Here is a 24,187-nt window from a genome sequence, read left to right on the forward strand (position 1 = left end):
AATCCCTATATGCTAAACTTATTTACATTTTCACTTAACTTTTCTTTATTTTCTTGTAGGGATACATTTATATCTTTAATATCTTCTATTATATTATTTTGTACATCTATTGTTTCTGAAATTCCCTTTATATCTCCAGAAACTTTTTTAGATAAAAGTTCTAACTTCTCTATTATTTCTTCTAAAAATTCTTTCTTACTTTCTATTGAACTCATTTGATTTTGTATATTACTAACCTTATTTTGATTTTCTAATACATAATCATGAATTTTTCTATAAGCAGTCTTTGTATTATTACTTATTTGCATTCTTTCATCTGATAAACTTTGTATCTCGGATTCAATTACATTAAACTTTTCATTTTCATTAATTAAATATTTAAGTAATTTTTTTATTTCATTTACACAGACTTGTGTTTGTAAGGATAGATTTTTAACTTCATTAGCTACTACCATAAATCCTTTTCCTTCTTCACCAGCTCTCACTGCTTCAATACTTGCATTTAAAGCCAGAAGTTCTGTCTGCTCAGAAATACTAGATATGTTACTTGTTATATCCTCTATAGATTTTACGCTTCCTTTGAAATTATTTACTATAGCTTCAATCTCTGAAATTTGCGTATTAGTCTTTTCTTCTATAATATCTAAATCATTAATAACTATTAAGCTATCTTTACTTATATCACTTGTTTTTTTCATATCCTGTGAAGTAACACCAATTTCTTTATTTATAAATTCAATATCAGTTGATAATTCATTTACTTCTTCACGAACATTTTCTATATCACTTTCTAAATTCTCTACGGATATTTTTATAGACTTAGAAGCATCAAGAATATTTGTAAATCCATTATTAAAGTTTTCAATATTATCTGATAATATTGCTGTAGTATCAGCTAATGTAGCTTCACTATCACTTATATCCCCAACCATATTCTTTAGTGATATGGCAACATTATTTATAGATTCACATATATCTCCGATCTCATCATTTCTATATTTAACAAAGGTATTATAACTTTTTATATCTCCTCTTGATATATTCTCAAGTTCTTTAGATATAATTTTTAATCTAGAAACAATACTTCTTACAAGATACATAAGTATAATAGAACAAATACCAGTCATGACAATTACAATCGATATAACATAAATGATTGCGGTTTTTCTTATGCTAGTAATTGCACTATCATCTGTTACTTGTATAAGACTCCAACCTGTATCACCTACTTTATCAGTAAAACAATAGCTTGTTCCGTTTTTCATTTTTAGCTTTCCTGAAGTTTTATTTCCTTTTACATAATTGCTATAAATATTATCATAACCTAATTCTTCTACTTCTTCTAAATTTATTAACTCTTCCCCATTTATATAATCCTCATTTCTATGAGAAACAATATTACCATTATCATCTACTAACATTAAATAATTGCTGTCATCACTATTTTTATTTAAATTATTAATTTTTGATATTATTTTTGATAAGTTAATAGTAGCACCTGTTACAGCTATTATCTCATTATTATTGTTGTAAATAGGCTCTCCTATTGTTATTACATATTGCTCTGTATATATATCATACTGTGGCTCTATATACGTTAATTTTTCTTCTTCTAATGGAGCCATGTAAAAAGCTCTTTCTTCAAAATTATATCCTTCACCTGGATCCCATCTATCACTAAAAACAGATTGTTTTGTATCTGTATAAACTACATAAGTAAATAATATATCTTCATTATCTTTAACTAATAAATCAAACATATCTAAAATCTTATTTGTATCCCTATCCTCGATACTTAATATGTTCTTTGCCCCTTCTTTTATCAACGTTTCGTATTCTATCATATAATTATTTAATTGTTCAGAATACATCATTGTTTTATTTAATTCTGCACTTTTATAATTTGCTTCAACATCCTTAAAGATTTTAATAAATACCATACAATTACTTGTTGCTACTATTATTGATACCATTACTATAAATATGCATAAGTATTTTGTTTCTGTCCTTTTTCTCTTGTTGTCCATAAGTCCCCCTAAAATGTCTATTATTATTTTCAGTAATAATATCGAATTTTATCGTAAATTTCTTAATACATAAATGAAATTTTTTATCATTTTAATTAAAATATAAAAAATTCAGAAAACTATGGGTTCCTTGTATATTTCGTACTGTAATCGATTAGTTATTAATTTCTTATTTTTATTTTATATATACAAAACTAACTTTTTATCCTAAAAAATCTATATACATTAATTTTCATAAAGTTTCTATGTCAACTTTTTATTACTATCTCATATTTAAGAAGTGAAAGGAGTGATGTGAAATGGCATCAACAATACAAACAAATAAAACTATTCAATTATCTTTTATAACTACAGATGAAAATGGTAATGAAGCAACAAGTAAGGTGAGCCTACCTAATCTTAAGTTAGATGCTAACTTAGATGATGTGGCTACTATAGTAGATAGCTACGCTGAGTTAAAGGAAGGATCTCTTTCCAAAACTGCCATTGTAGATGAAAGTTTATTAGTTAAATAGTAAGGAGGAATAGAATATGAAAACTTTAGTTATGAAATTTATTACTGAAACTGGCACAAAGGTATCTTTAAATGTATCTAATGTTAAAGATACTGTAGATGACACAAAAGTAAAAGAATTTATGGAACTAGTTAAGGAAAAAGCTGTATTCACTTTTAAAGGTGGAGACATAATTGCTATTGATAGTGCTAGCTTAACTGAGACTACAACTACTGATATTACTTTATAAAACATAAAAAATGAGGCTGAAAATCTTCAGCCTCATTTTTTATTATTGGAAAATATATTGATGTAAGCTATTTTTAACTTCTTCTATATCAAAAGTCATGTAATAAACTCCATCTATCATTTTACCTTGTCCTTGTTCATCAGTTGGAAATCTATTTTGTTCTAAGTTCCCTGACATTAGAGTTCCTATGTCACCAATTAAAGATAACATTTCATTACTAGATATATTAGTTCTTATATATGGTAAAAATTCTGATGCTAATGATGGATATTCTGATATAGATTTTGATTTCATTTCATTAAAAATGGCATTTAAAACTGTTCTATGTCTTTCAGTTCTTTTATAATCTCCACCAGTAGCATATCTTATTCTTGCATAAGCCAAAGCTTGTTCACCTGTTAATTTTTGAGTCCCTGTAGAAGTTATTCCCGGTATATATTGAATCTCCTCACTAGTTATGTCAATATTTATACCACCTAATTTATCAATAATAGCAGGCATAGATGTAAAATTTACTGCCATAAATTCTTTTATATTTAAATCAAAGTTTTCATTTAATGTTCTTATAGCAAGCTCAGGTCCCCCAAAGGAATATGCATGATTAATCTTATCATAACCATGTCCTGGTATATTAACATAAGAATCTCTCATTATAGAAGTTAATTTTAATTTTTTATTTTTTGTATCTACTGTTAATATCATTATAGAATCAGATCTACCAGTTTTTCCATCCTCTGCATCAATACCATACAAAGCAATATTTCTTATATCTCCATATTTTTCTTCAGTTTCCTCATTAACACTTAGATCTTCTTTGTTAATTTCCACCTGCTCCACTTTTCCTATCATATGTTTAGCATAAAAAAATGCTCCACCAACAGTTATAACTGTAAGTGATAATAATATTCCTAAAATCCATAAAATTATTTTCTTCATTAATAAACCCCTTTCAGATATATCCCCTTACAAATTTATAAAGCCGATATTTTTAGAACTATTTACTGCTCTTCCATTCATTGTATCATTCTATAATATCTGTAGCAATAAACTTTAAATAATAACATTATACGATAATAAATACTAAAAGCCAGAGAACTTATTCGTCCCTGGCTTTTTTATATTATAATGGATTAGTTATTAATACTTCTAATTTTCCTTCTATAGTATAATTTCCTAACGAAGCTGGTAGTAATATACTATCACCTTTTTCAATAGTTTCTGTATAACTATTTCCTGTTACCTTACCACTACCCTCTACGACGGTTAAAATAACAAAGTTATCACCATTAGTACTATTACTATAACTAGTGTCAACTACACACTTATCAATAGAAAAATATTGATTTTTGCATAGTGCTGTAAATTTATATCCTTGTCCTTCTTTATAATCTTCAGCTAATTTCTCTGGTTTTAGAGAAAAGTCAATAACATCTAATGATTTCTCTACATGTATTTCTCTTGGTCTTCCATAATCATATACTCTATAGGTGATATCACTATTTTGTTGAATTTCAGCTATTATAAGTCCAGCACCTATAGCATGAACAAGACCGCTATTTATTATAAATCCATCACCTTTTTTTACTTTAATTCTATTTAAACAGTCCTCTACAGTGTTACTTTTTATTGCTGCTATAAATTCTTCTTTGGTACAACCATTTGTACCAACAATAAGCTCTGCTCCTTCTTTGACATCTACAACATACCAAGCTTCTGTTTTACCAAAAGAATTTTCTTTTACTCTTGCATATTCATCTCTTGGATGGACTTGTACAGAAAGATTATCATTGGAATTTATAAGCTTAACTAACAGTGGAAATTTTCTATCTTCATATTTTTTGCCTAAGATCTCTTCACCATTACTTGCAATTAATTTATCAAAACTAGTTCCTTTAAATCTTCCATTAGCAACAATGCTTGTACCATTTTCATGACAAGCAACATCCCAACTTTCTCCAATGTTCCCTTCTGGTAAGTTTGCTCTAAAAGATTCTAGATCTCGTCCTCCCCATATCTTCTTGTAATATAGATTTTCAAATTTAATTGGATACATATAGTTCTCACAATTATTGCTCTATATTTAGTATATTTTATTTAGGGGTATTTGCTACATAAAATACAAATATCTAATATCAATTATTACTACTTACTTAAATATTTAAAGCCAGAAATTTTAGCGTTCCTGGCTTATTTCATTTAATATTTTCTTTGAGATTAAACTGTTTCTATTGATTTTATCTTCTAACTCCTAAAGAAGTTTCGTATATATCTTAAGATGACGCTTACTCATTTTCTTTTGCACACGCCTTACATAAACTCAAATTAAATATAATTACTACTATATATAATATAATTAAGATAATACTCAATTTAATCACCTCATTTATTATTATAAATTAATTGTAATAATCATACTTTAAGTTTATATTATGTAATTGTTAATATTACTTAATTTCAATGGTTATGCTTATCCCTCTAAATAACTGTTATAAAAATATATTTTAACAGTCTTCTTATATCAAGAATAACACCTATTTAATATTAGAGTTTAGCCAACTCACATAATCAAATTGATCTATATATCTTTTTCCAGTTGCACCTTCAAAACATGATAGAATTCCAACTTGATTATCATTTTCAAATCCTTTTATTTGATATGCTGATTCTATATCTTCATAATGTTTATGTGTAAAGATAACTTTATTTTTATAGGGAATTCTATCAAATTCCCTAATATCATTTTCTGTACAACCATCTCTATCTGTTGCCATTATAAATAAGTTTTCTTTATTTATTCTTCTTTTTCTCTCATCCCATTTTTCTTTTGCTTCTTTAAACGTATGATAATGTTGAAAATAAATCTTTATATCTTCTATTTTACCTACTGGATAAGTCTCTTTACAATCTTCTACCTCAATCAATTCCAAGTTTATGTATTTATCAAAATCTTTAACAAATTTAATGAAGTCTTTTGGTAAAAAAAATAAATTTATAGTCGGAGTATTGAATCTAACACCTAAATCATGCATTATAAATCCACCATTACAATTTGAGGATAGTATAGTAAAATCCTTATTTATTAATTTTTCTTTATATCCCTTTACAATTTCATTTCTTCTATAGTTGCTTATCATATTTTCAATCTTAATTTTTATCTTCTTCATATTTATCACTCCATCTAAAATGTGTTGTTATCAAAAAGTTATAGTCTTAAATCTTCATAATTCTATAATCACTCCATAATTAATAATTATTTTTCTTTTAATTGAGATAATAAAGAAAATACTATTAAATAGAATATCCATTGAAAATTATGATATAAAGAAACAACATCCGTGAACCAAGTCAAAATTTGCAGGGAAATTAATGTGAAATATAATAAACTTGCATTTATGCTAATCTTCTTACTTATTCTTTTTGCGTTCATATATAATAAATTAAATAAAAATAATAAATTCCCGAAAAAACCTAAATCAATATAAAATTTTAACAAATCATTATGTAAACCTGTACTTTGAGTTAGTCCATTTATATTTAAATATTGCCAGTTATTATCCATCCATATTGAAACAAACCCTAATCCTCTCCCTGAGTAAAAAATAGAAAAATCATATTGTTCACTTATACCTTGCCATAATTCACTTCTTGCCATAGCATTTATGTTATATCTTTCCAAAAACGCATAGAAATATCCACTTTTAATAATATATATATATATATATCCAACGGTTATTATTAAAATAGAAAATAAAGCCATCCACTTTAGCAAATTTTTATTTTTCTTACATAATATAAAAAATAAAAATATTACAATTGCACAAGTCAAAATTACTATACGTTTCATACTTAATAATATAATAACTAAACAAATTATTAAATTTAATATACCTTTTCGTCTATTAATCTTCTTAAAATATACTAAATATATATAATAAAAAACAAATATGGATACAATGGGCGCTACTTCATGCATTTCTAATACCGATCCATTATAACTACTATTTGTAATCATGTTAACAAATTGTGAAATACCACCTTCTCTAAATGCTACTATAATACTTGTTAAATAACTTAACGTAACTGCAATAAATGTATATTTTAATGCATTTTCTTTAAAATAAGAATATATAATATAAGCTTGTATAACTGCCAATAAACAATATGCAACTAATCCGAAAGAACGCATTAAAAAACCATTATAAGGAACAGGTTTAAGCGCATTTACAAATAACGTATATATAAATGCGAATAGTGTTGGTAAAAACATTATCTTAGCAACATATAATTGTTTTTTATTTATAACTATTATATTACTTCGCTTAATTAATAAACATACACTTAAAATCAAACATATAATTATTCCAATGTAATACTTAGACATATATTGAACATTATATATTCCTTGTCTCTCTGTGGCCAAAGCTAAATATACAAGAAAAATATATATACCTGCTAATAAATTCACTTTTCTTTTCATCAATATATTCTCCTACAAAATTGTTAGTATTTTTAACCATCTTCTACTTACACTTTATGAAATGATTTAATTTTTCTAATTCATATATAAAAAAACATTTTTAATAACATTCATATAAATAATCCTATGCAATATAACTTATACTACATAATTAAAATATTCTATTTTTTATATAATCAGAAATATAGTAAGATGCATTTCCATTTTCAAAAATATCTAGTCTCTTATAAAATTCATTTACTCTTACTTTATAATTATAAGTGTCAAATTTAGATATTATTTCTATTAGTTCATCTGAATTAGTCGATAATTCAAATGGTAATCCTTTTATATCAAAATAAAATCCTCTATTATATTCCTCGACATCTTTTGCAAATAAAAATACACCTTTTCTTTCTGCAATAGAAAATTCAAACATCAAACTTGAATAATCTGTTATTAAGAAATCAGATATCTTCATCAATTCGTATATATCTGAATACTCCGATACATCTATAATATTTTCTACTTCATCACTTTTAAACTTAATTACATCTCTTAAATTAGGATGTAACCTTAATAATAAATAGAACTTCTTTCCAAATTTTTGCTCAAAAACTTTTAAAACTTCTTGTCTATTAAAATCATATACATCTAAATTAGCATTATCCCTAAAAGTAGGAGCATATAGTATAAATCCACACTCTTCACTTATTTTCTTATCATTAATAAATCTCTTTTTAAACTCCTCCTTATTACTATCAAACAATGCATCTATTCTTGGTGTACCCGATTTTAAAATTTCTCCCTTATACCAAAATGATTCTGAAAATAATTTATCTGAAAAATTACTATTTGATATCATTAAGTCAATCATATTAGAATCATGCTTTGCTCTCTTTACATAATCTTCATTCAAAATATCTTCTACATCATTTTCTATTCTTTTTAATGCAATACTTCCATGCCACATTTGTATATAATATTGATTTTTTCTTTTAATTACATATGACTCTTTTCTACTATTATCAATCCAAAGCTTTGCTGTTGCTAAATGATATAATGCCTTTAAGCTTGAATACTTCACTTGTACTATATAGTCCGGCATATTATAATCTTCATATTTAACTAACCAGACTATCTTAAATTGTTCATCTTTTAATGCTTCTACAAGATATTTAGGATTATCTCCATATCCTTTTCCATTAAAGTTGCTCGCAACTATCTTAAACTTATTAATTGGAAAAATCCTCATAATAAACATCACACATCGTAATATACATATTTTTGTATTTTTTAATAAACGAAATATATTCTGAGGTAATACCTTTCTTAATACTTCTTTCATTCTTTTTACTTACCACCCTTAAACTTTAACTTTAATGCTTCTCTCATTCTCATTACTACTAAATTTTTCGATTTTATAATATATATAGAAGCCAATAATAAGTATACACTTGCTCCTATTAATATTTGAATAACTAATGCACTAATACTATTCTTTAAAATACACTCAATATACTTTAAGATAAGAAACATCATAAATCCAATTGGAAAAAATGCAATTCCACTTTTCACATATCCTTTTATATCTAAATCTTTATGTACTGAATAAATTTGATATGAACATAAAACAAATTCTGAACATATTGTACCAATTACTGCACCTAATGCACCTAAAGACGGTATTAATGACATATTTACTATAAAATTCACAATTGCTCCCATGATTAACGAAATTATATATTCTTTATCCATTGACCGTGGAATTAAATACTGAGTTCTTATAACATTTCCAAAAACAGAGAAAATAAGCGTTGGTACCATATATGCAATCAGCCTACCACATTCTGAAAATTCTTTTCCCCAAAATATTATAGCAAAGTTATTAGAAATTCCTGCCAAACCAAATGCACATGCAGATGATATTAGCATCACATAAAACATCGTGTTTTCAATATACTCTTTACTTTTCTCATACTTTCCATTTGCAATTAGATTAGCTGTCCTTGGTAACATGACCGCTCCTAATGCTGTAATGATAGATTTAGGAATACTAATTATTTTATCAGTATTTTCATAAAATCCAGTTTCCTTCATTCCCTTCATGACTCCTAACATTATTTTATCCATATATGAAAAGATACTTATAGCTAATACTGGCAAAAATAAAATAAAAATAGGTTTTATATGTGGAACTATATTGGATAATACCGGTTTTTTGAATATTACTTTTTTTAATAATAATGGCCATGTTATAACCTGACCTAAAAATGTACTGCCTGCCATTATAATAGTATATATCCATAAATCCATTGGAGATTTTACTAACAATAAAATTAATACTAAACTTATTATTTTTACTACAGAATTTCTTAAAACAACAATCTTAAATTCTTCTATTCCCTGAAAAAACCATGTAATATCAATAGCATTAGACAAAATATATAATCCTTGGATTATTGCAATTACGCGGTATTCACTCACAATTACTACTAAATAAATTATATATGCTATAATTACTAAAGTAGACATAGTAATTTGGATAAAGTATATACTCCAAAATTCAATATTCAACTTTTCCTTATTATCTCTCACCTTAGCAATACTTCGATTTCCATAGTTATTCACACCTAGAACTGCAAGTATCATAAAATAGAATACAATAGAATATGTATATGAATATACACCTATTTGTTCTGCACCTAAAGTTCTAGCTAAATATGGCGAAGTAATAAATGGAACAATAACTATAAGAACTTGATATAATATGTTGTATAAGAGATTTTTTTTAATACTTGCCATATAAATACTCCCTTCAAAACAACCCTTTTACAATTACATAATTATAAAAAGTGTCCTCTTTATCAATATAATTCAACTTATAATTTAATTTATGAAATGCGGACATATGTTTAATTTCTTCATATCTATCTTGTGAAAATTTGCTATTTAATTCTCCACTTAATATATGTGGATTAATATTATTGTATCTTGGTATATTATCCCATATGTCATGATACTTTTCTATTGCCATAGTAAAAAATAAATGAAATAAATAATAATGTTCTACTACATTCTCATTTTTCCAATATTCATATAATAAATCCTTCATTAATATTAAGATAGGATTATTGGCTTGCGATGAAATTAACCAGTTGGATGCCGAAACAGTATTTACTCCTCGCATAATAGTCCTATATACAAACATAGGCGCATCTGTTATATATTCAGGTAAATTATTAGACGTACAAAGAACCGTTGAATCAACCCAAATCCCTCCATATTTCACTAGCAAATTAGTCCTTATAACATCTGAAAAGTGAGCAGAAGAAATAATACCTCTTCTCCATTTATCGGTTATATATGAAGGGATCTCAATGTAGTTAAACATATTCTTTTCAGTTATTACCTTAATATCATAATCACTTATATTAGATACTAATGACTCATAGCATCTCCTTACTAATAATGGTGCATTATCCATACCCTGCAACCAACAAACCCATACTATTTTTGAACTTTTACCTTCTAAAAAATAATTTTCAGTCGCTCTATCAATAACATATTTATACTTCTTTTTTAACTTTCTATATGCACGATCTTCTAATTGCAAACTTATTAATTCCTTATTTCTTATCCACCATAATGGCCAACGATTCCTCAATGCATGCACAATTGTAGGCAATAATATTTTATTTTTCATAGATTGTTCTATTTTCTTTAAATACTGCTCATTCATACAATAATCATCTCACTTAAACATATCATCATTATTACTTATAGTCATACAAAGTAATAATATTTAACTTATTTTTTTACTTCAGAACTTATTTCTAAATCCTTTTTTATCTTTGTTGTAGATATCTCTTTAGTCCTTGGTAAGTATACTACATTAGCGCCCTCATCTTTCAAAAAATCAAAATGACCTTTCCAATCATCTCCCATTACAAAAGTATCAATATCATATTTATGAATATCAGTTCTTTTTTGCCCCCAACCTGTTTCTGGAATCACTAAATCAACATATCTAATTGCTTCAAGCAAATTCTTGCGTTGCTCGTAATTAAAATAGCACTTTTTACTTTTCTCATTCCAATTAAATTCATCCGTTGATAAAGCTACAACTAGATAATCACCTAATGATTTTGCTCTACGTAATAAATTTATATGTCCATAATGCAATAAATCAAATGTTCCATATGTAATAACACGTTTCATAAAATCTCCTCCATTACAATGCTTTATATTATTATTGTTTTCTCCCTATACCATCTATTATAGTCTTAATAAAATTCAAACTTCTTTTATATTTACATATCTTTTCAAACTCATCTTTTTTAGTAAGTTTACTAATAATGACCATTGGAGTATCTCTTAGTAATAATATTAAACCTCTCCTAAACATTAAATAGATGCATTGCATCTTACTTCCTTCGTTAAGACTATATTCTGCAGAACTTACTCCTTCTAATATCAATCTATTCATTACGTATTCTTTATTAACTTTATTATTATGTACTGTATGATCCACACTAGCATTAGCAATATAATATACTTCATATCCTTTTTTAACTATTCTATTATATAAATCACTTTCTTCCCCTAAGTATAATTTATCACCCTGTATACCTAAGTTAATATTAAATTTACCAACCTCATCAAAAACTTCTCGTTTAAAAATCATATTTGCACCTATTGGCATTTCTCCTCTTTTTAGTACTCTATCTTCATCCCCATATAATGTTTCACCTACTATAGATGAAAAAGCTTTTGAAAACCATTTTGGCTTCTCAATAGTCCAAATAGGATTAATTTTTCCTGCAGCAAAAACAACTTCTGGATTAACACTATAGAATTCTTTAATAGCTTGCAAATATCCTTTAGATATTTGAGTATCATCATCTAAAAAAATAATTATATTTCCTTTTGATACATCTATTCCTTTATTACGCGCAAAAGATAATCCTATATTTTCCTCAAGGAAATATTTAATATTTAGTCCTTTATTAATATAGTTATAAACAGTATCTTTTGTATTATCCTTGGAATTATTGTCTATAATAATTACTTCATATTTTTCCTTCGGATAGTTATTTCTAATTATGCTCTCTATACACTTATTCAATACTTCACTTCTATTATAAGTGCACACAACTACACTAATATACATTCTATTAGTCCTCCAAACTTCCTATTCTACTCTTTATGATTCTCACTGGATTTCCTACTGATATTGTATTGTCAGGTATATCTTTATTTACAAGTGTATTTGCTCCAATTACACACCCATCTCCAACTGTGACTCCATCCAAAAATACAACACCTGAACCAATCCAACAATTACTACCTATCTTAATACCTTTATTTGTTACCCCTTGTTCTCTAATCAATTTATTTGAATCATTAAAATTATGATTTTCTGAATGAAATCGAACATTTTGTCCCATTATTACGTCATTTCCTATTTCAATTCCTCCAGCTGCACCAAAAAAACAATTTTCTCCAAAACCACAATTGTTACCAATCTTCAAACCCTTACCAATTTTTTTTATTGAGCCTGTACATAGAATTCTGCTATTATCGCCTATTCTAACATTATTCCCCAATATAACTCCCTCCTTTGAAAATGCATCAATCACAACATTATTTCCAATATTTACGCCTTTCCCAAAGTTCATCTTTCTTTTCATCTTCAACTTGACTTTCGATCCAATAAAAATGAAATGGCTTCTCTTTTTTATTGATATACCTTTTATATTTCCTCTAATTAGATTTTTTGACATATCCATGATTAATTCGAGTAAATATATTAAATCAATATCCTTATCTAAAGAGAAATCCTCTCCCTTTATTTGTTTTATAAAATACTCTATTAATTTCATATTTTATCACCTATAATATTTTCATAAATATTTTTTATTCTTAAACAATGTGACTCTATACTCCATGTAAATTCATCTTTCAAAATATTATTGTTCATATTCCTTAATATATTCCTATCTTTAAAAACATTTATAATAGTATCTTTAAGTTCATCTCTTAAAGGCGATACTATTATCCCCTTACTTGTTGCACTTTTACCTAATAAATCTTTACTTCCTACTTTATTAGTAACTATTACTGGTATACCATAACTTAATGCTTCTAATGTTACAAAACCAAAAGTTTCATTCCATATACTCGGTACTAATAAAATATCTGTATTATCAAATATATATTTTAAATCCTTATATTCATACTTACCATTTATATTTATATTTTTTACTTCATTCCAACTTCTTTTTTCATCACCATAAACATTCAATTCTATGTCACTATATAACTCTTTCTCAAGTTCTTTCATAACATCTTCCAAAAGATAAAATCCTTTATATTCTTTACATGGTCCTAAATATGTAAGCTTTAATTTCTTACCACTATAATTTCTTTTTTTTCTATTATCCTTTATATCACTATGTGTTATAGTAACTACTTCTCCATTACACTCTATATAACTTTTATATATTTCTCTAGCAACGCTACTATTAAATAAAAACCAATCTACTAGACTAAATATTGAATTATAATATTCTATGAGCCTCTTATACTTTTCATCATTCAATTTATATATATTATTCGTATCATCAATCTCGGTATTTTTTTCGTGAGATTTTATTAAGGATAGTTTCCTATTAAAAAAAGTAATAATTCCTTTATTCTTTGCAAATCTATATAAAGGTGATTGTAAAATTTTTATAACTTTCGTGCTGCTTCCATGAGCATTACATATTCTACACTTATCTAATTCTCTTCTTTCGCACAATTTACCGTTATAATCAATGAAACTAACTTTTGTACATAATCCAAAATAATCATGTGTTGTGTATACTATTTTTAAATTTAATTCTTTACATGCTTCCAAGAACTCTACAAATAAACCCATTATTGTATGAATATGTACTATTTCTATTTTTGTATTTTGTAGAAATTTTACAAAAACCTCTTTATTGCTTTTTTTCATAAACATATCTAAATCTTTAGTTCCTTTCATTAAAGGAACTGATAGAGGATTAATTATTTCATAAACATTTATATTTTTGTGTCTAGAATAATACCTTATCTTCGGTTCATTATCTATCATTTTAATCTCGCCTGGAAATAATAAATATACTTGATCTCCTTGATTTGTTTGTTCTAGCATTAAATCATATGAATATTTTGTTAATCCTCCTGTTCTATATGGAGGTAATCCTAATGAATAATGTAGTATTCTCATATTAATCTCCTATCTAGTGTGCTAAAATTTCAAAAATCATTCCATAAACACTTTTTCATAATCATGAATTATTAATTCCCATTCGTACCTTGTTTCTATAATAAGTTTTGCTTTCTCACCTATTTTTTTTAAACTTACATAATCTAAAAACTCTAATTCATTAATTTTATTACATAAATCTCCACTTTTCTTACTGAAATACGCTGCTCCATCTTCTCCAACTTCCCTATTAAACCCAACATCAAGTAAAATATTTAAATCAGTTGTAGCAAGCGCTTCCAATAAAGAAGGATTAGTACCTCCAACTTCATGTCCATGAAAATATCCATATGCATTTTCTCTAATCTTTTTAAGTAATTCTTGATCATATACTGTTCCTACAAATTTAATTCTTCTATCTTTTTCAAATCCTGTTTTCTCTTTAAGCTTTTCATAGAATTTGTTTTTCTCCACATTTGTTATTAATACAAAGTCTTTTTTGGTATTCGACTTCATAAATTCTGTTATCATTATTTCGTAATTATTTTCTGGTACAAATCTACCTACTACAAGATAATATTCCTTTGCTCTTATTCCTTTTTCTTTATACCATTTTAACAGTTTAGAATCATTATCTTCTAAAATAGATTTTTTCGTATCTGCACCATACGCTATAAAAGTAGTTTTAGGATTATATTTTTTATAATCTTCTTTAATATATTTTTCAATATTTTTAGAATCACATACTAATAAATCAGCATGCTTTACCATTAATCTTTCAGATAATTTCCAATATTTTTTTATTGCCCAATTCCACTTCCCACGTTTCCATTCATGTCCATCAGGATTAACAAATAATGTTCCTCCTAATTTTTTTAACCTTTTTTTGTACTGTCCTATAAATGGGCCAATCCTGCAAGCTAATATGTAGATAATTGGATTTTCTATATTATTTTCTTTTATATATCTAATACATTCCTTCATTGCTTTTATATCATAATAAACAGCTTTTGCCGGACCAATATTAGGTACATTTATATTAAAACATCTTGCACCATTATGAGAAAATTCTTTTGTATCCTTCGCCATGCATGCAACATGATATTTAATTTCTTTACTTTGTTGTTTTTCTGTTAACTTATCTACAAAGGTCTCAAACCCACCATATTTTGCTGGTATACCTTTTGATCCTATAATAAATACATTTTTCATGAAATAAACCCCTTTATAACTTCGAATTATAAATTTTCATTAATAAAAATTCATGATGCATTCTCATCACCAAATAATACAAAAAACGTCTTAAATATAAGATTTATATCTACCCAAAAGCTTCTCTCTTCTACATACTTTATGTCTAGTTTCATCCACTCTTCAAAATCTATACTATTTCTTCCTGACACCTGCCAAAAACAAGTAAGTCCCGGCTTTACATCAAGACGCTTTTTCATCCATGGTTTAAACTTTTTTACTTCCTTTGGGAGACTTGGTCTTGGCCCCACAAGAGACATATCGCCCTTTATAACATTGATAAGTTGTGGCAACTCATCAATACTTGTTTTTCTTATAAAACGCCCAACTCTCGTTACCCTAGGATCATCTTTCATCTTAAACATGGGACCAGACATCTCATTCTTTTTCATAAGATCTTTTTTTAACTCCTCTGCATCTTCTACCATGCTTCGAAACTTGTACATTTTAAACTCTCTACCCTTGAGTCCTATTCTCTTCTGCGAAAAAATAACAGGCCCCTTTGACTCTATTTTTATCGCTATAGCCACTATTAATAAAATAGGGCATAATAATACTAATCCTACAGTAGACCCCAAAATGTCTATAGCTCTTTTAGAGAATATGTAGAATATACTAACTTTTTTCTTTTCTTCTTTCAAGTTGCTATTTACCATATCCATCTGCTTTACGCCCCCCATTTTTTTACTTTTGTTAACTTAATAAAAACCTCTTCTCAATACCCTCTCACTTATCCACTATTAATTATTCACCATAATAATAATATGTTTTATTTTTTCTATCTTCTGCTCCATTTAAAATTCCACCAATAACATTGGCATTTACCTTATTTAAAAGATTAATTGCATTTTCTGTAGCTTCCTTTTTAGTTTCTCCTGCCTTTATTACCAGTAATGTTCCATCTGCTCTAGTACTTAAAATCTGAGCATCAGCAACAGCTTGTACAGGAGGAGTATCTAAAATAATATAATCTACAACTTCTTTTAATCTATCTAATAATTCCTTCATAGTCTTTGATCCAAGCATCTCTGAAGGGTTTGGTGGTATTTTTCCTGCTGTTAATATAAGAAGATTCTTATTATATTTATGAGCAGCTTCCATTATATCCACCTTTCCAATAAGTACATCGGAAAGTCCCTTGTCATTTGAAATATGGAATTTCTTATGAACTGTAGGCTTTCTCATATCACAGTCAATAAGAATAACCTTTGCTTCACCCTCTGCCAAAGCAAGCGCTAGATTTCCAGTAGTAGTAGATTTTCCTTCTCCAGGAGTTGAACTAGTTACTACCATAACTCTATGTTTTTCATCAAAAGACGAATATTGAATATTTGTCTTAAGCGTTCTATAGCTTTCTGATGCAACAGCCTTAGGATCATCTTCTACTACAAAATACTTCTTTCCTGGTTTAGAACTATTGCTCATCTGTGGTATAACACCCATAACTGGAATATTTAAAGCTCCTTCTACAGATTCCTTAGTTTTAAAAGTATTATCAAGATATTCTAATAAGAAAGTTAATCCTACCCCTACCATAAGCCCTAAAAGAAAAGCGATTGCAATATTCATAACCTTATTAGGTGCTACAGGATCCTTCGGTACTCTTACCTCTCTTATAACTTTTACATTTCCATTAGGCACTAGTTCATTAGCTTGAAAAATAAACTCATTATTTATTCCATTTAAAATTTCAGCTATTTCCTTAGGCTTTTTTCCTTGAAGCTTTATCTCTAAAATTTGAGTATCTGTTAAAGGATTTACTGTTAAAGAATCTAAAATCTCTTCTGCTGTCATTGTAGTATTTACTTCTCTTATTGCTTTTTCAATAAGTTCATCATTTTTAATCATCTCTGCATATGTTTTTAATAATTTTTGATACATCTGAATATCATTATTATCATAAGTTGAATTTTGTGATTCTTCTTTTCCTATAAATAATTTTGTTCCAGCTTCATAAGTTGGTTTTATAACAAAAAAGCTTAAAACCCCTGCTACTACTGAAAATATTAAAGTTATTAAAGCTATCATTTTCCATCTCTTTTGTAGAGCTTCCATTATTTCAGAAATGCTAATTTCCTTCTCTAGTATTTCTTGTTCCAAATTTTTCACTCCTCTGACCATCTTTTTACTTAAAAGTATTTTTATCGGTACTATTAAGTTTTTTACCTTTTTTACGACAATGACATTATAGCATAATCACAAAGAGTTTTTCGACTTGGAAAATTATCCTTGGATTTTCTTGTTTACATTATTATTTGCTTTTTAATTATTGTATTAAAATAATATAATAATTAATTCTATTTTATTTTAATTTTGTAATATATTTTTACAATTATATTTTTATTTATATTAAATTCAAAAAAATTTTTTTATAGCAATAACTTTTTATCTTTTATTGTCGATATTTTTTCTATAAAATATTAATAATACTATCTTATATAAAATTAATAATGTAATTTTATATACATATTTTACTTATTGTACATATTTTTTATTATTTACTTCTACATACTTTAATACTATACCTAGGATATTCCCCTTTACCTTATTTAAAAGATCTATAGTATTTAGTACTTCTTTAGCCTTTGTTTCTCCTGATTTAACAACTAAAATCGTTCCATCACACCGAGTACTTAAAATTTGTGCATCTGTAACCGCTTGTACTGGCGGTGAATCAATGATAACATAATCTACTACATCTTTAAGTCTCCTTACCATTCTTTCCATAGCTCTCGATGATAACATCTCCGATGGATTCTCTATGGAATTTCCTGATGTTATTATAAGAAGATTTTTATTGTATCTGTATGCTACATCCATAATATCGCATTTTCCTATTAATATATCTGACAAACCACCTTTTCTAGATATATTAAGTTTCTTATGAATACTTGGTTTCCTCATATCACAATCAATAAGTACTACTTTTGCTTCCTCCGCCAAAGCTAATGCTAAGTTTATAGACACTGTAGATTTTCCTTCTCCTGAAACAGCACTTGTAACTTGGAATACTCTATGATATTTCTCAAAAGAAGTATATTTTAAGTTTGTTCTCAATCTCCTATATTCTTCTGATATAACCGATTTTGGATTTTTATCCACTTCGAATATATCAGTATCTTTATAATTTTTAGGTATCATTCCTAATACAGGTATACCTAATTTTCCTTCAACTTCTTCTTTTGTCTCTATACAACTGCCTTTAAATTCTTTTATAAATACAATAATGCCTGATAAAAGTACTCCTGATAAAATACCAATAACAATATTAATCTCTATATTAGGACTTATCTGATTTTGTGGTTCTTTAGCATTTCTAATAACTTGCACATTTCCATTAGGAACTACAGTTTTCGCTGTAGCTACAAATTCTTCTGTAATAGATGCTAATATCTCATATATTTCCCTTTTGTCTTCACCTTCTAGAGTAACCTGTAATATTTGCGTATCATTTATTGCATCTACTGATAAATTTGAAAGAACTTCTGCTGGCTCTATCTTGCTATCTATCTTGGATAAAGATCTTTCTACTAAATCTTCTGTCTTTATTATTTCAACATAAGTTTTCATTAAACTTTGATACATTACTATATCATTATTACTATAGTTTCCATCTTCATCTATTGACTTTCCTATAAACATCTTCACATTACATTGATAAACCGGCTGTAAAACAAACAAATTCAAAATAATTGTCAACAAAGTAAGGAAACTCGTCACAAAAATCACAATTTTCCATCGGGTTCTTATAATTCTTACTAACCGAATTATATTTACTGGTTTCTCTACCAAAGCTTCACTCATCACACCCTCCCAATCTCTTAATATTTGTATATTTTGAAATTTATAGATATTATAGCACCTTATTGGTAATTTGTATATATTTGTACAACTTCTCCTTTATTGGTGTTCTTTTCCATTTTTTCTCTTTTTTTAAACATAACCGCTGTACTATATTTAAATAATTGTATTTATATGGAATTTTCTTTCTTTTTTCACTTCTCATTAATAGTTTTATTTACTGTATTTAATAGAAGTTATGAAAATATCAGTTTATTATTTTAAAAAAATTTTTTCATTTAATTTCTTTTTAGAAAAATTTTTAATTGTTTTTCTACCTATCGAATAATAATATACTTCTTTTTCATATATATTATCTAAGTTAAAACAATTCCTTCCATCGAAGATAATCGGCGTCTTCATTTTTTCTATAAAAACATCAATACCAATACTCTTAATTTCATCCCACTCAGTAAATATAAATGCCATATCTGAATCATTAATTGCTTCTTCCATAGACTCTGCATAAATTATTTCAGTTGGATATATTTTTTTAAAATTATTTTCCCCCACAGGATCATAAGCAATAACTTTGGCACCTTCATCTAATAGTCTTCTTACATTTTCAATAGAAGGGGCCTCTCTTAAGTCATCTGTCCCTGGTTTAAAAGTTAATCCTAGTATTGCAACTCTCTTATTCTTCAAACTTCCAAAAACTTCTTTTGCTTTTCTAAATAATTTATACTTTTGATTTTCATTAACTTCTATAGTCGCTTTTATAGTTTTCACTTCATAACCATGATCATTAGCTAACCAATGTAATGCTTTTGTATCCTTAGGAAAACATGAACCTCCATATCCAATGCCGGCACTCAGAAACTTATTTCCTATTCTAGAATCATAACTCATACCTTTTGCAACATCCTCTATATCAGCACCCACTATTTCACAAACATTAGCCATTTCATTAATAAAAGAAATCTTAAGAGCTAAAAAATCATTAGAAGCATATTTTATCATCTCAGCACTTCTTCTATTAGTAACTACTATAGGTTGATTAAATCTTTCATATATATTCATTAATATATCTCTTGCTTTTTCCGACTCCACCCCAATCACTATCCTACTAGCAAAAAGAGTATCTCTAACTGCTGTACCTTGAGCTAAAAACTCCGGATTAGAAGCAACTTCAATATGAATATTATTTTCTACATTTTCTCGTAAAAATTCCTCAACTTTATCATTAGTACCTATAGGCACTGTTGATTTAACAACTACTAAACAATCTTTTGTTACATTTTTTGCAATTTGTCTACATACTGAAAAAACATAATCTAAATTTGCAGATCCATCAACTCTCTCCGGAGTACCAACTCCAATAAAAACTACATCTGCTTTTCTATAAGCTTCTTTATAGTCTGTTGTAAAATCTAATTTTCCCTTTTTATAATTTTTATCTAATATTTCATCAAGGCCTGGTTCATATATTGGAGATATTCCTTTTTTCATTATTTCTATCTTTTTCTCATCAATATCAACGCAAGTTACTTTATGACCAACCTCCGCAAGACAAGCTCCTGTCACCAAACCAACATACCCAGTTCCCGCTACTACAATTTCCATATAATCCCCTCTTTACGATGCATTTTTATCACCAAATAAAACAAAAAATGTTTTAATTATTAATTTAATGTCAACTATAATACTTCTTGTTTCAACATACTTTATATCTAATAACATCCATTGCTCAAAATCTATATTATTTCTTCCCATTACTTGCCAATAACATGTAAGCCCTGGTTTTACCATTAATCTTTTATTCATCCACGGTTCAAACTCTAAAACTTCATTAGGCAAACTAGGTCTTGGACCTACTAAACTCATATTTCCCTTTAAAACATTTAATAATTGCGGTAATTCATCAATACTCGTTTTTCTTATAAATCTCCCTATCTTTGTAACCCTTGGATCATCTTTGATTTTAAACATAGGTCCAGACATTTCATTTTCCTTTATTAGTTTTTCCTTTAATTCTTCAGCATTTGCAACCATACTCCGAAGCTTGTACATTCTAAATATTTTTCCATTCTTTCCTATCCTATCTTGCGAAAAGATAATAGGTCCTTTCGACTCTATCTTTATTAAAACTCCTACAATCACCAATAGAGGACTCAAAAGAATCAACCCTATCAAAGCTCCCATTATATCTATAATTCTTTTAATAAATAAATATATTTTAGAGGTTTTAACTTCTATAGCATCAGACTCAACATTTTCTAATACTAACCTTTCCATTCCCCCTCATCTCCTTATATATCTTTTTACTAACTAACTTTATCCCCTTTTTTCTTATGTTCTTCACCATAATACTGATACATCTTTGATAACCTTCCATCTTCTGTTGCATTTAACACAACACCTAGTATCTTTCCTCTGACCTTATTTAATAGATTTAAAGCATCCTGAATCACATTTATTCTTGTGTCTCCAGATTTAATAACTACTAAAGTTCCATCAGCTTTAGCACTTAAAATTTGAGCATCAGCCACAGCTTCCACTGGCGCGGTATCTAAAATAACATAATCACAAGTTTCTTTTAATTCCTCTAATAATAATTCCATAGCTTTCGAATTTAAAAGTTCTGTAGGATTCGGTGATACTCTTCCTGCTGGAATTAAAAGCAAAGTTTCTTTAATTCCTACCGCTACATCTTTAAGACTAGCTTGATTTACTAAAACATCAGTAAGGCCTTTCGAATTGCTAATATTAAATGCTTTATGCAAAGCTGCTCTCCTTATGTCACAATCAATTAACACAACTCTATTTCCCCATCCAGCTAAAGACAAAGCTAAATTTCCAGAAATCGTCGTTTTTCCCTCACCTTTCTGAGAACTTGTCACTACTATAGTCTTACACCTACTATCAATTGAAGAATACTGAATATTTGTAACCATAGTCCTGTAACATTCAGCTTCCAAAGACCTCGGCTCTTCTTCCATCACTAACTTTTCCCTTTTTCTTCCAAACTTCGGAATCACTCCAAGAACAGGCAGTTTAAGATTTCTTTCTACCTCTTCTTTACTTTTATAAGTATTGTTCATATACTCTATAAGAAAAACTATTGCCATTCCACTTACTAATCCTATTAAAAACCCTAGAATAATATTCATTTTCTTATTAGGTGAAATAGGAGCTTCTGCTTCTTTTACATGCCTAATAATTTTTACATTACCATTTGGCACTATTTCTTTTGATTCTTTAATAAACTCTTCTGTTATACTCTCTAGAACAACTGCTAAATCATCCTTATTTTTTCCCGTTAGTTTTATTTGTAAAATTTGCGTATCTGTTATAGGTTCAACAGTAATATCTTTCATCACCTCCTCCATAGTCATATCAGAATCTACATTATTCAACGCAGTTCCTATTAAATCTTCTGTCTTCAAAATCTGTGCATAAGTAAGTAACAATTTTTGATACATTTGAACATCATTATTATCATAATTGACTTCTGCATCTTTACCAATAAATACCTTAGTATGCACTTCATATACAGGATCTATAAAGAAAAATGTAATTAAAGCAACAAGTGCCGTAAAAAATATTGTGGTTGCAAATATAATTTTCCATCTCTTTTTCAACGCAAAAATTATTTGAGAAAAACTAATTTCGTTCGAAAACTCTTCAACAACTTTAACTTCTTCCATATCTTCACATCCCATACTTACTTTTCTATATATTTACATATATTTCTTTTTTATTATATCACGTTTTTATGATTTTTTGTAATTTTTATTCAATTATCTTTATTATAAATTCTGTTTTATGTATATTTTACTAAATTATGTATTTTTTATTTTTACTTTTATTTTGCTTATTTTAGTTTTATTAAAAAACTTTTCCAAAAGAATATAATACAAACTTTATTTTTTTGTCATTATCAATAAGATTTTATATCCTAGATGTCGATAAAAAAAATGTTGTCTATTAAGACAACATTCTTATAATTCACAATACTCTAATAAAATTCATAAATGACTTCTATCATTTTTATGAGTTTAAAAATAGTATGTTATTTATTCTACATTTTCTTCTTCAACTTGATTTCCTTTAGATAATACAACCGCTAAAACAGAGTTTCCATCTTCAGCTAAAGAAATTTCACTACCAAACTCTACATCACTACCAGTTATAGTCTCACCATATTTTAATTTTGATACATCAATATTAATTGATGATGGAATTTCACTAGCAGGTCCTTTAACTTTTAATTTTTCCTTCTCTTTTATAACAACACCACCAATAGATTCTACTGCTCCCTCACCAATAAAGTTTAATGGCACTTCACTAGTTACTTTATCACTAGCAGAAATTTTCTCTAAATCAATATGTATAATTTTTCTTGTTACAGGGTCTTTTTGAACTTCCCTTACTATAGCTGTGAAATCTTCATTACCATAATGTACATTACACATACCAGACGAACCTTCTCTTGCTAACTCTGAAGCTAACTCCATCTCTGAAATTTCAAATAAGGTATTTTTTATTTTTTCTCCATATAATACCCCTGGTAGTAACCCCTTACGTCTTAATGAATTGTTACTACCTTCTCTATTATTTATATTTAAATTTTTCATCATTATCCCCTCCTATTAATGTATTTTTAACATTAATAAATTATTTTATTCATAT

General features: G+C 27.3%; 22 protein-coding genes and 1 pseudogene. 2 read left to right on the top strand and 21 right to left on the bottom strand.

Translation table 11 applies throughout. From position 1 onward, the window contains the following. Window positions 1–5: 5 nt before the first annotated feature. On the bottom strand, window positions 6–2,027 hold the full coding sequence (locus tag CM240_RS10185; RefSeq protein WP_044038952.1) for a methyl-accepting chemotaxis protein: 2,022 nt from the start codon (window positions 2,025–2,027) through the stop codon (window positions 6–8). Between the two features lie 299 nt (window positions 2,028–2,326). Here CM240_RS10185 and CM240_RS10190 point away from each other — a divergent pair, with 299 nt between their 5' ends. Further along, window positions 2,327–2,542, top strand: a complete 216-nt coding sequence (locus CM240_RS10190; protein WP_044038953.1) for a DUF1659 domain-containing protein — start codon at window positions 2,327–2,329, stop codon at window positions 2,540–2,542. A gap of 16 nt (window positions 2,543–2,558) precedes the next feature. Then, window positions 2,559–2,771 (top strand): DUF2922 domain-containing protein, encoded by a 213-nt coding sequence (locus CM240_RS10195; RefSeq protein WP_044038954.1) that lies wholly within the window; start codon window positions 2,559–2,561, stop codon window positions 2,769–2,771. 42 nt (window positions 2,772–2,813) lie between these two features. Here the strand turns inward: CM240_RS10195 and CM240_RS10200 are convergent, their stop codons facing one another. The 20 genes and pseudogenes from CM240_RS10200 to CM240_RS10300 all read right to left on the bottom strand — a co-directional run bounded on the left by CM240_RS10200 (window position 2,814) and on the right by CM240_RS10300 (window position 24,135). After that, window positions 2,814–3,707, bottom strand: coding sequence for an LCP family protein (locus tag CM240_RS10200; protein ID WP_044038955.1), 894 nt, complete (start codon window positions 3,705–3,707; stop codon window positions 2,814–2,816). 184 nt (window positions 3,708–3,891) lie between these two features. Beyond that, a complete protein-coding gene (gene manA, locus CM240_RS10205; protein ID WP_044038956.1) occupies window positions 3,892–4,824 on the bottom strand; it encodes a mannose-6-phosphate isomerase, class I in 933 nt (310 codons plus the stop codon). A gap of 478 nt (window positions 4,825–5,302) precedes the next feature. Next, window positions 5,303–5,935, bottom strand: coding sequence for a DUF1919 domain-containing protein (locus tag CM240_RS10210; RefSeq protein ID WP_044038957.1), 633 nt, complete (start codon window positions 5,933–5,935; stop codon window positions 5,303–5,305). Window positions 5,936–6,021: 86 nt separating this feature from the next. Further along, window positions 6,022–7,248, bottom strand: coding sequence for an O-antigen ligase family protein (locus CM240_RS10215; RefSeq protein ID WP_044038958.1), 1,227 nt, complete (start codon window positions 7,246–7,248; stop codon window positions 6,022–6,024). Window positions 7,249–7,399: 151 nt separating this feature from the next. After that, window positions 7,400–8,482: a CDP-glycerol glycerophosphotransferase family protein gene (locus CM240_RS10220; RefSeq protein ID WP_044039891.1), complete on the bottom strand. Its 1,083-nt coding sequence runs from the start codon at window positions 8,480–8,482 to the stop codon at window positions 7,400–7,402. 98 nt (window positions 8,483–8,580) lie between these two features. After that, the gene (locus tag CM240_RS10225) at window positions 8,581–10,032 is read right to left on the bottom strand and encodes an oligosaccharide flippase family protein (RefSeq protein WP_044038959.1); all 1,452 of its coding nucleotides are present in this window, start codon (window positions 10,030–10,032) and stop codon (window positions 8,581–8,583) included. 13 nt (window positions 10,033–10,045) lie between these two features. Continuing rightward, window positions 10,046–10,969 (bottom strand): capsular polysaccharide synthesis protein, encoded by a 924-nt coding sequence (locus tag CM240_RS10230; RefSeq protein WP_044038960.1) that lies wholly within the window; start codon window positions 10,967–10,969, stop codon window positions 10,046–10,048. A 68-nt stretch (window positions 10,970–11,037) separates the two neighbouring features. Continuing rightward, window positions 11,038–11,448: a glycerol-3-phosphate cytidylyltransferase gene (gene tagD, locus CM240_RS10235; protein WP_044038961.1), complete on the bottom strand. Its 411-nt coding sequence runs from the start codon at window positions 11,446–11,448 to the stop codon at window positions 11,038–11,040. Between the two features lie 31 nt (window positions 11,449–11,479). Beyond that, window positions 11,480–12,400 carry a glycosyltransferase family 2 protein gene (locus CM240_RS10240; RefSeq protein WP_051483800.1) on the bottom strand — a complete coding sequence of 307 codons (921 nt, stop codon included), beginning with the start codon at window positions 12,398–12,400 and terminating at the stop codon, window positions 11,480–11,482. A gap of 4 nt (window positions 12,401–12,404) precedes the next feature. Continuing rightward, entirely contained in the window at window positions 12,405–13,112 is a 708-nt protein-coding gene (locus CM240_RS10245; protein WP_044038962.1) for an acyltransferase, read from the bottom strand. Beyond that, window positions 13,109–14,485, bottom strand: coding sequence for a glycosyltransferase (locus tag CM240_RS10250; RefSeq protein ID WP_044038963.1), 1,377 nt, complete (start codon window positions 14,483–14,485; stop codon window positions 13,109–13,111). Before CM240_RS10250 ends, CM240_RS10245 begins: the two co-directional genes overlap by 4 nt. Window positions 14,486–14,521: 36 nt before the next feature. Next, window positions 14,522–15,676 (bottom strand): beta 1-4 rhamnosyltransferase Cps2T, encoded by a 1,155-nt coding sequence (cps2T, locus tag CM240_RS10255; protein ID WP_044038964.1) that lies wholly within the window; start codon window positions 15,674–15,676, stop codon window positions 14,522–14,524. A 50-nt stretch (window positions 15,677–15,726) separates the two neighbouring features. Further along, the gene (locus CM240_RS10260) at window positions 15,727–16,377 is read right to left on the bottom strand and encodes a sugar transferase (RefSeq protein WP_173400236.1); all 651 of its coding nucleotides are present in this window, start codon (window positions 16,375–16,377) and stop codon (window positions 15,727–15,729) included. A gap of 82 nt (window positions 16,378–16,459) precedes the next feature. Continuing rightward, window positions 16,460–17,140 (bottom strand): CpsD/CapB family tyrosine-protein kinase, encoded by a 681-nt coding sequence (locus tag CM240_RS18255; protein ID WP_044039895.1) that lies wholly within the window; start codon window positions 17,138–17,140, stop codon window positions 16,460–16,462. A gap of 96 nt (window positions 17,141–17,236) precedes the next feature. Then, window positions 17,237–17,836: pseudogene (locus CM240_RS18260) on the bottom strand (YveK family protein); the annotation flags it as partial. Between the two features lie 354 nt (window positions 17,837–18,190). Then, window positions 18,191–19,519 carry a tyrosine-protein kinase domain-containing protein gene (locus CM240_RS17245; protein ID WP_084485414.1) on the bottom strand — a complete coding sequence of 443 codons (1,329 nt, stop codon included), beginning with the start codon at window positions 19,517–19,519 and terminating at the stop codon, window positions 18,191–18,193. Window positions 19,520–19,771: 252 nt separating this feature from the next. Beyond that, window positions 19,772–21,118 carry a UDP-glucose dehydrogenase family protein gene (locus tag CM240_RS10280; protein WP_044038965.1) on the bottom strand — a complete coding sequence of 449 codons (1,347 nt, stop codon included), beginning with the start codon at window positions 21,116–21,118 and terminating at the stop codon, window positions 19,772–19,774. A gap of 12 nt (window positions 21,119–21,130) precedes the next feature. Then, window positions 21,131–21,790 carry a sugar transferase gene (locus CM240_RS10285; protein ID WP_044038966.1) on the bottom strand — a complete coding sequence of 220 codons (660 nt, stop codon included), beginning with the start codon at window positions 21,788–21,790 and terminating at the stop codon, window positions 21,131–21,133. Window positions 21,791–21,819: 29 nt separating this feature from the next. Next, window positions 21,820–23,202 carry a tyrosine-protein kinase domain-containing protein gene (locus CM240_RS16915; RefSeq protein WP_051483801.1) on the bottom strand — a complete coding sequence of 461 codons (1,383 nt, stop codon included), beginning with the start codon at window positions 23,200–23,202 and terminating at the stop codon, window positions 21,820–21,822. A 369-nt stretch (window positions 23,203–23,571) separates the two neighbouring features. Further along, complete coding sequence (locus CM240_RS10300; RefSeq protein WP_084485416.1) at window positions 23,572–24,135, bottom strand: 50S ribosomal protein L25; 564 nt, start codon at window positions 24,133–24,135, stop codon at window positions 23,572–23,574. Window positions 24,136–24,187 lie beyond the last annotated feature (52 nt).

Origin of the sequence: Clostridium bornimense, from assembly GCF_000577895.1 — a bacterium.
Taxonomy (GTDB): domain Bacteria; phylum Bacillota; class Clostridia; order Clostridiales; family Clostridiaceae; genus Clostridium_AN; species Clostridium_AN bornimense.

Excerpts from the sequence above, each read along its gene's own strand:
- CM240_RS10185 (WP_044038952.1), bottom strand. The coding sequence starts at position 2,027 with ATGGACAACAAGAGAAAAAGGACAGAAACAAAATACTTATGCATATTT.
- CM240_RS10190 (WP_044038953.1), top strand. The coding sequence starts at position 2,327 with ATGGCATCAACAATACAAACAAATAAAACTATTCAATTATCTTTTATA.
- CM240_RS10195 (WP_044038954.1), top strand. The coding sequence starts at position 2,559 with ATGAAAACTTTAGTTATGAAATTTATTACTGAAACTGGCACAAAGGTA.
- CM240_RS10200 (WP_044038955.1), bottom strand. The coding sequence starts at position 3,707 with ATGAAGAAAATAATTTTATGGATTTTAGGAATATTATTATCACTTACA.
- manA (WP_044038956.1), bottom strand. The coding sequence starts at position 4,824 with ATGTATCCAATTAAATTTGAAAATCTATATTACAAGAAGATATGGGGA.
- CM240_RS10210 (WP_044038957.1), bottom strand. The coding sequence starts at position 5,935 with ATGAAGAAGATAAAAATTAAGATTGAAAATATGATAAGCAACTATAGA.
- CM240_RS10215 (WP_044038958.1), bottom strand. The coding sequence starts at position 7,248 with ATGAAAAGAAAAGTGAATTTATTAGCAGGTATATATATTTTTCTTGTA.
- CM240_RS10220 (WP_044039891.1), bottom strand. The coding sequence starts at position 8,482 with ATGAGGATTTTTCCAATTAATAAGTTTAAGATAGTTGCGAGCAACTTT.
- CM240_RS10225 (WP_044038959.1), bottom strand. The coding sequence starts at position 10,032 with ATGGCAAGTATTAAAAAAAATCTCTTATACAACATATTATATCAAGTT.
- CM240_RS10230 (WP_044038960.1), bottom strand. The coding sequence starts at position 10,969 with ATGAATGAGCAGTATTTAAAGAAAATAGAACAATCTATGAAAAATAAA.
- tagD (WP_044038961.1), bottom strand. The coding sequence starts at position 11,448 with ATGAAACGTGTTATTACATATGGAACATTTGATTTATTGCATTATGGA.
- CM240_RS10240 (WP_051483800.1), bottom strand. The coding sequence starts at position 12,400 with ATGTATATTAGTGTAGTTGTGTGCACTTATAATAGAAGTGAAGTATTG.
- CM240_RS10245 (WP_044038962.1), bottom strand. The coding sequence starts at position 13,112 with ATGAAATTAATAGAGTATTTTATAAAACAAATAAAGGGAGAGGATTTC.
- CM240_RS10250 (WP_044038963.1), bottom strand. The coding sequence starts at position 14,485 with ATGAGAATACTACATTATTCATTAGGATTACCTCCATATAGAACAGGA.
- cps2T (WP_044038964.1), bottom strand. The coding sequence starts at position 15,676 with ATGAAAAATGTATTTATTATAGGATCAAAAGGTATACCAGCAAAATAT.
- CM240_RS10260 (WP_173400236.1), bottom strand. The coding sequence starts at position 16,377 with ATGGATATGGTAAATAGCAACTTGAAAGAAGAAAAGAAAAAAGTTAGT.
- CM240_RS18255 (WP_044039895.1), bottom strand. The coding sequence starts at position 17,140 with ATGAGCAATAGTTCTAAACCAGGAAAGAAGTATTTTGTAGTAGAAGAT.
- CM240_RS17245 (WP_084485414.1), bottom strand. The coding sequence starts at position 19,519 with ATGAGTGAAGCTTTGGTAGAGAAACCAGTAAATATAATTCGGTTAGTA.
- CM240_RS10280 (WP_044038965.1), bottom strand. The coding sequence starts at position 21,118 with ATGGAAATTGTAGTAGCGGGAACTGGGTATGTTGGTTTGGTGACAGGA.
- CM240_RS10285 (WP_044038966.1), bottom strand. The coding sequence starts at position 21,790 with ATGGAAAGGTTAGTATTAGAAAATGTTGAGTCTGATGCTATAGAAGTT.
- CM240_RS16915 (WP_051483801.1), bottom strand. The coding sequence starts at position 23,202 with ATGGAAGAAGTTAAAGTTGTTGAAGAGTTTTCGAACGAAATTAGTTTT.
- CM240_RS10300 (WP_084485416.1), bottom strand. The coding sequence starts at position 24,135 with ATGATGAAAAATTTAAATATAAATAATAGAGAAGGTAGTAACAATTCA.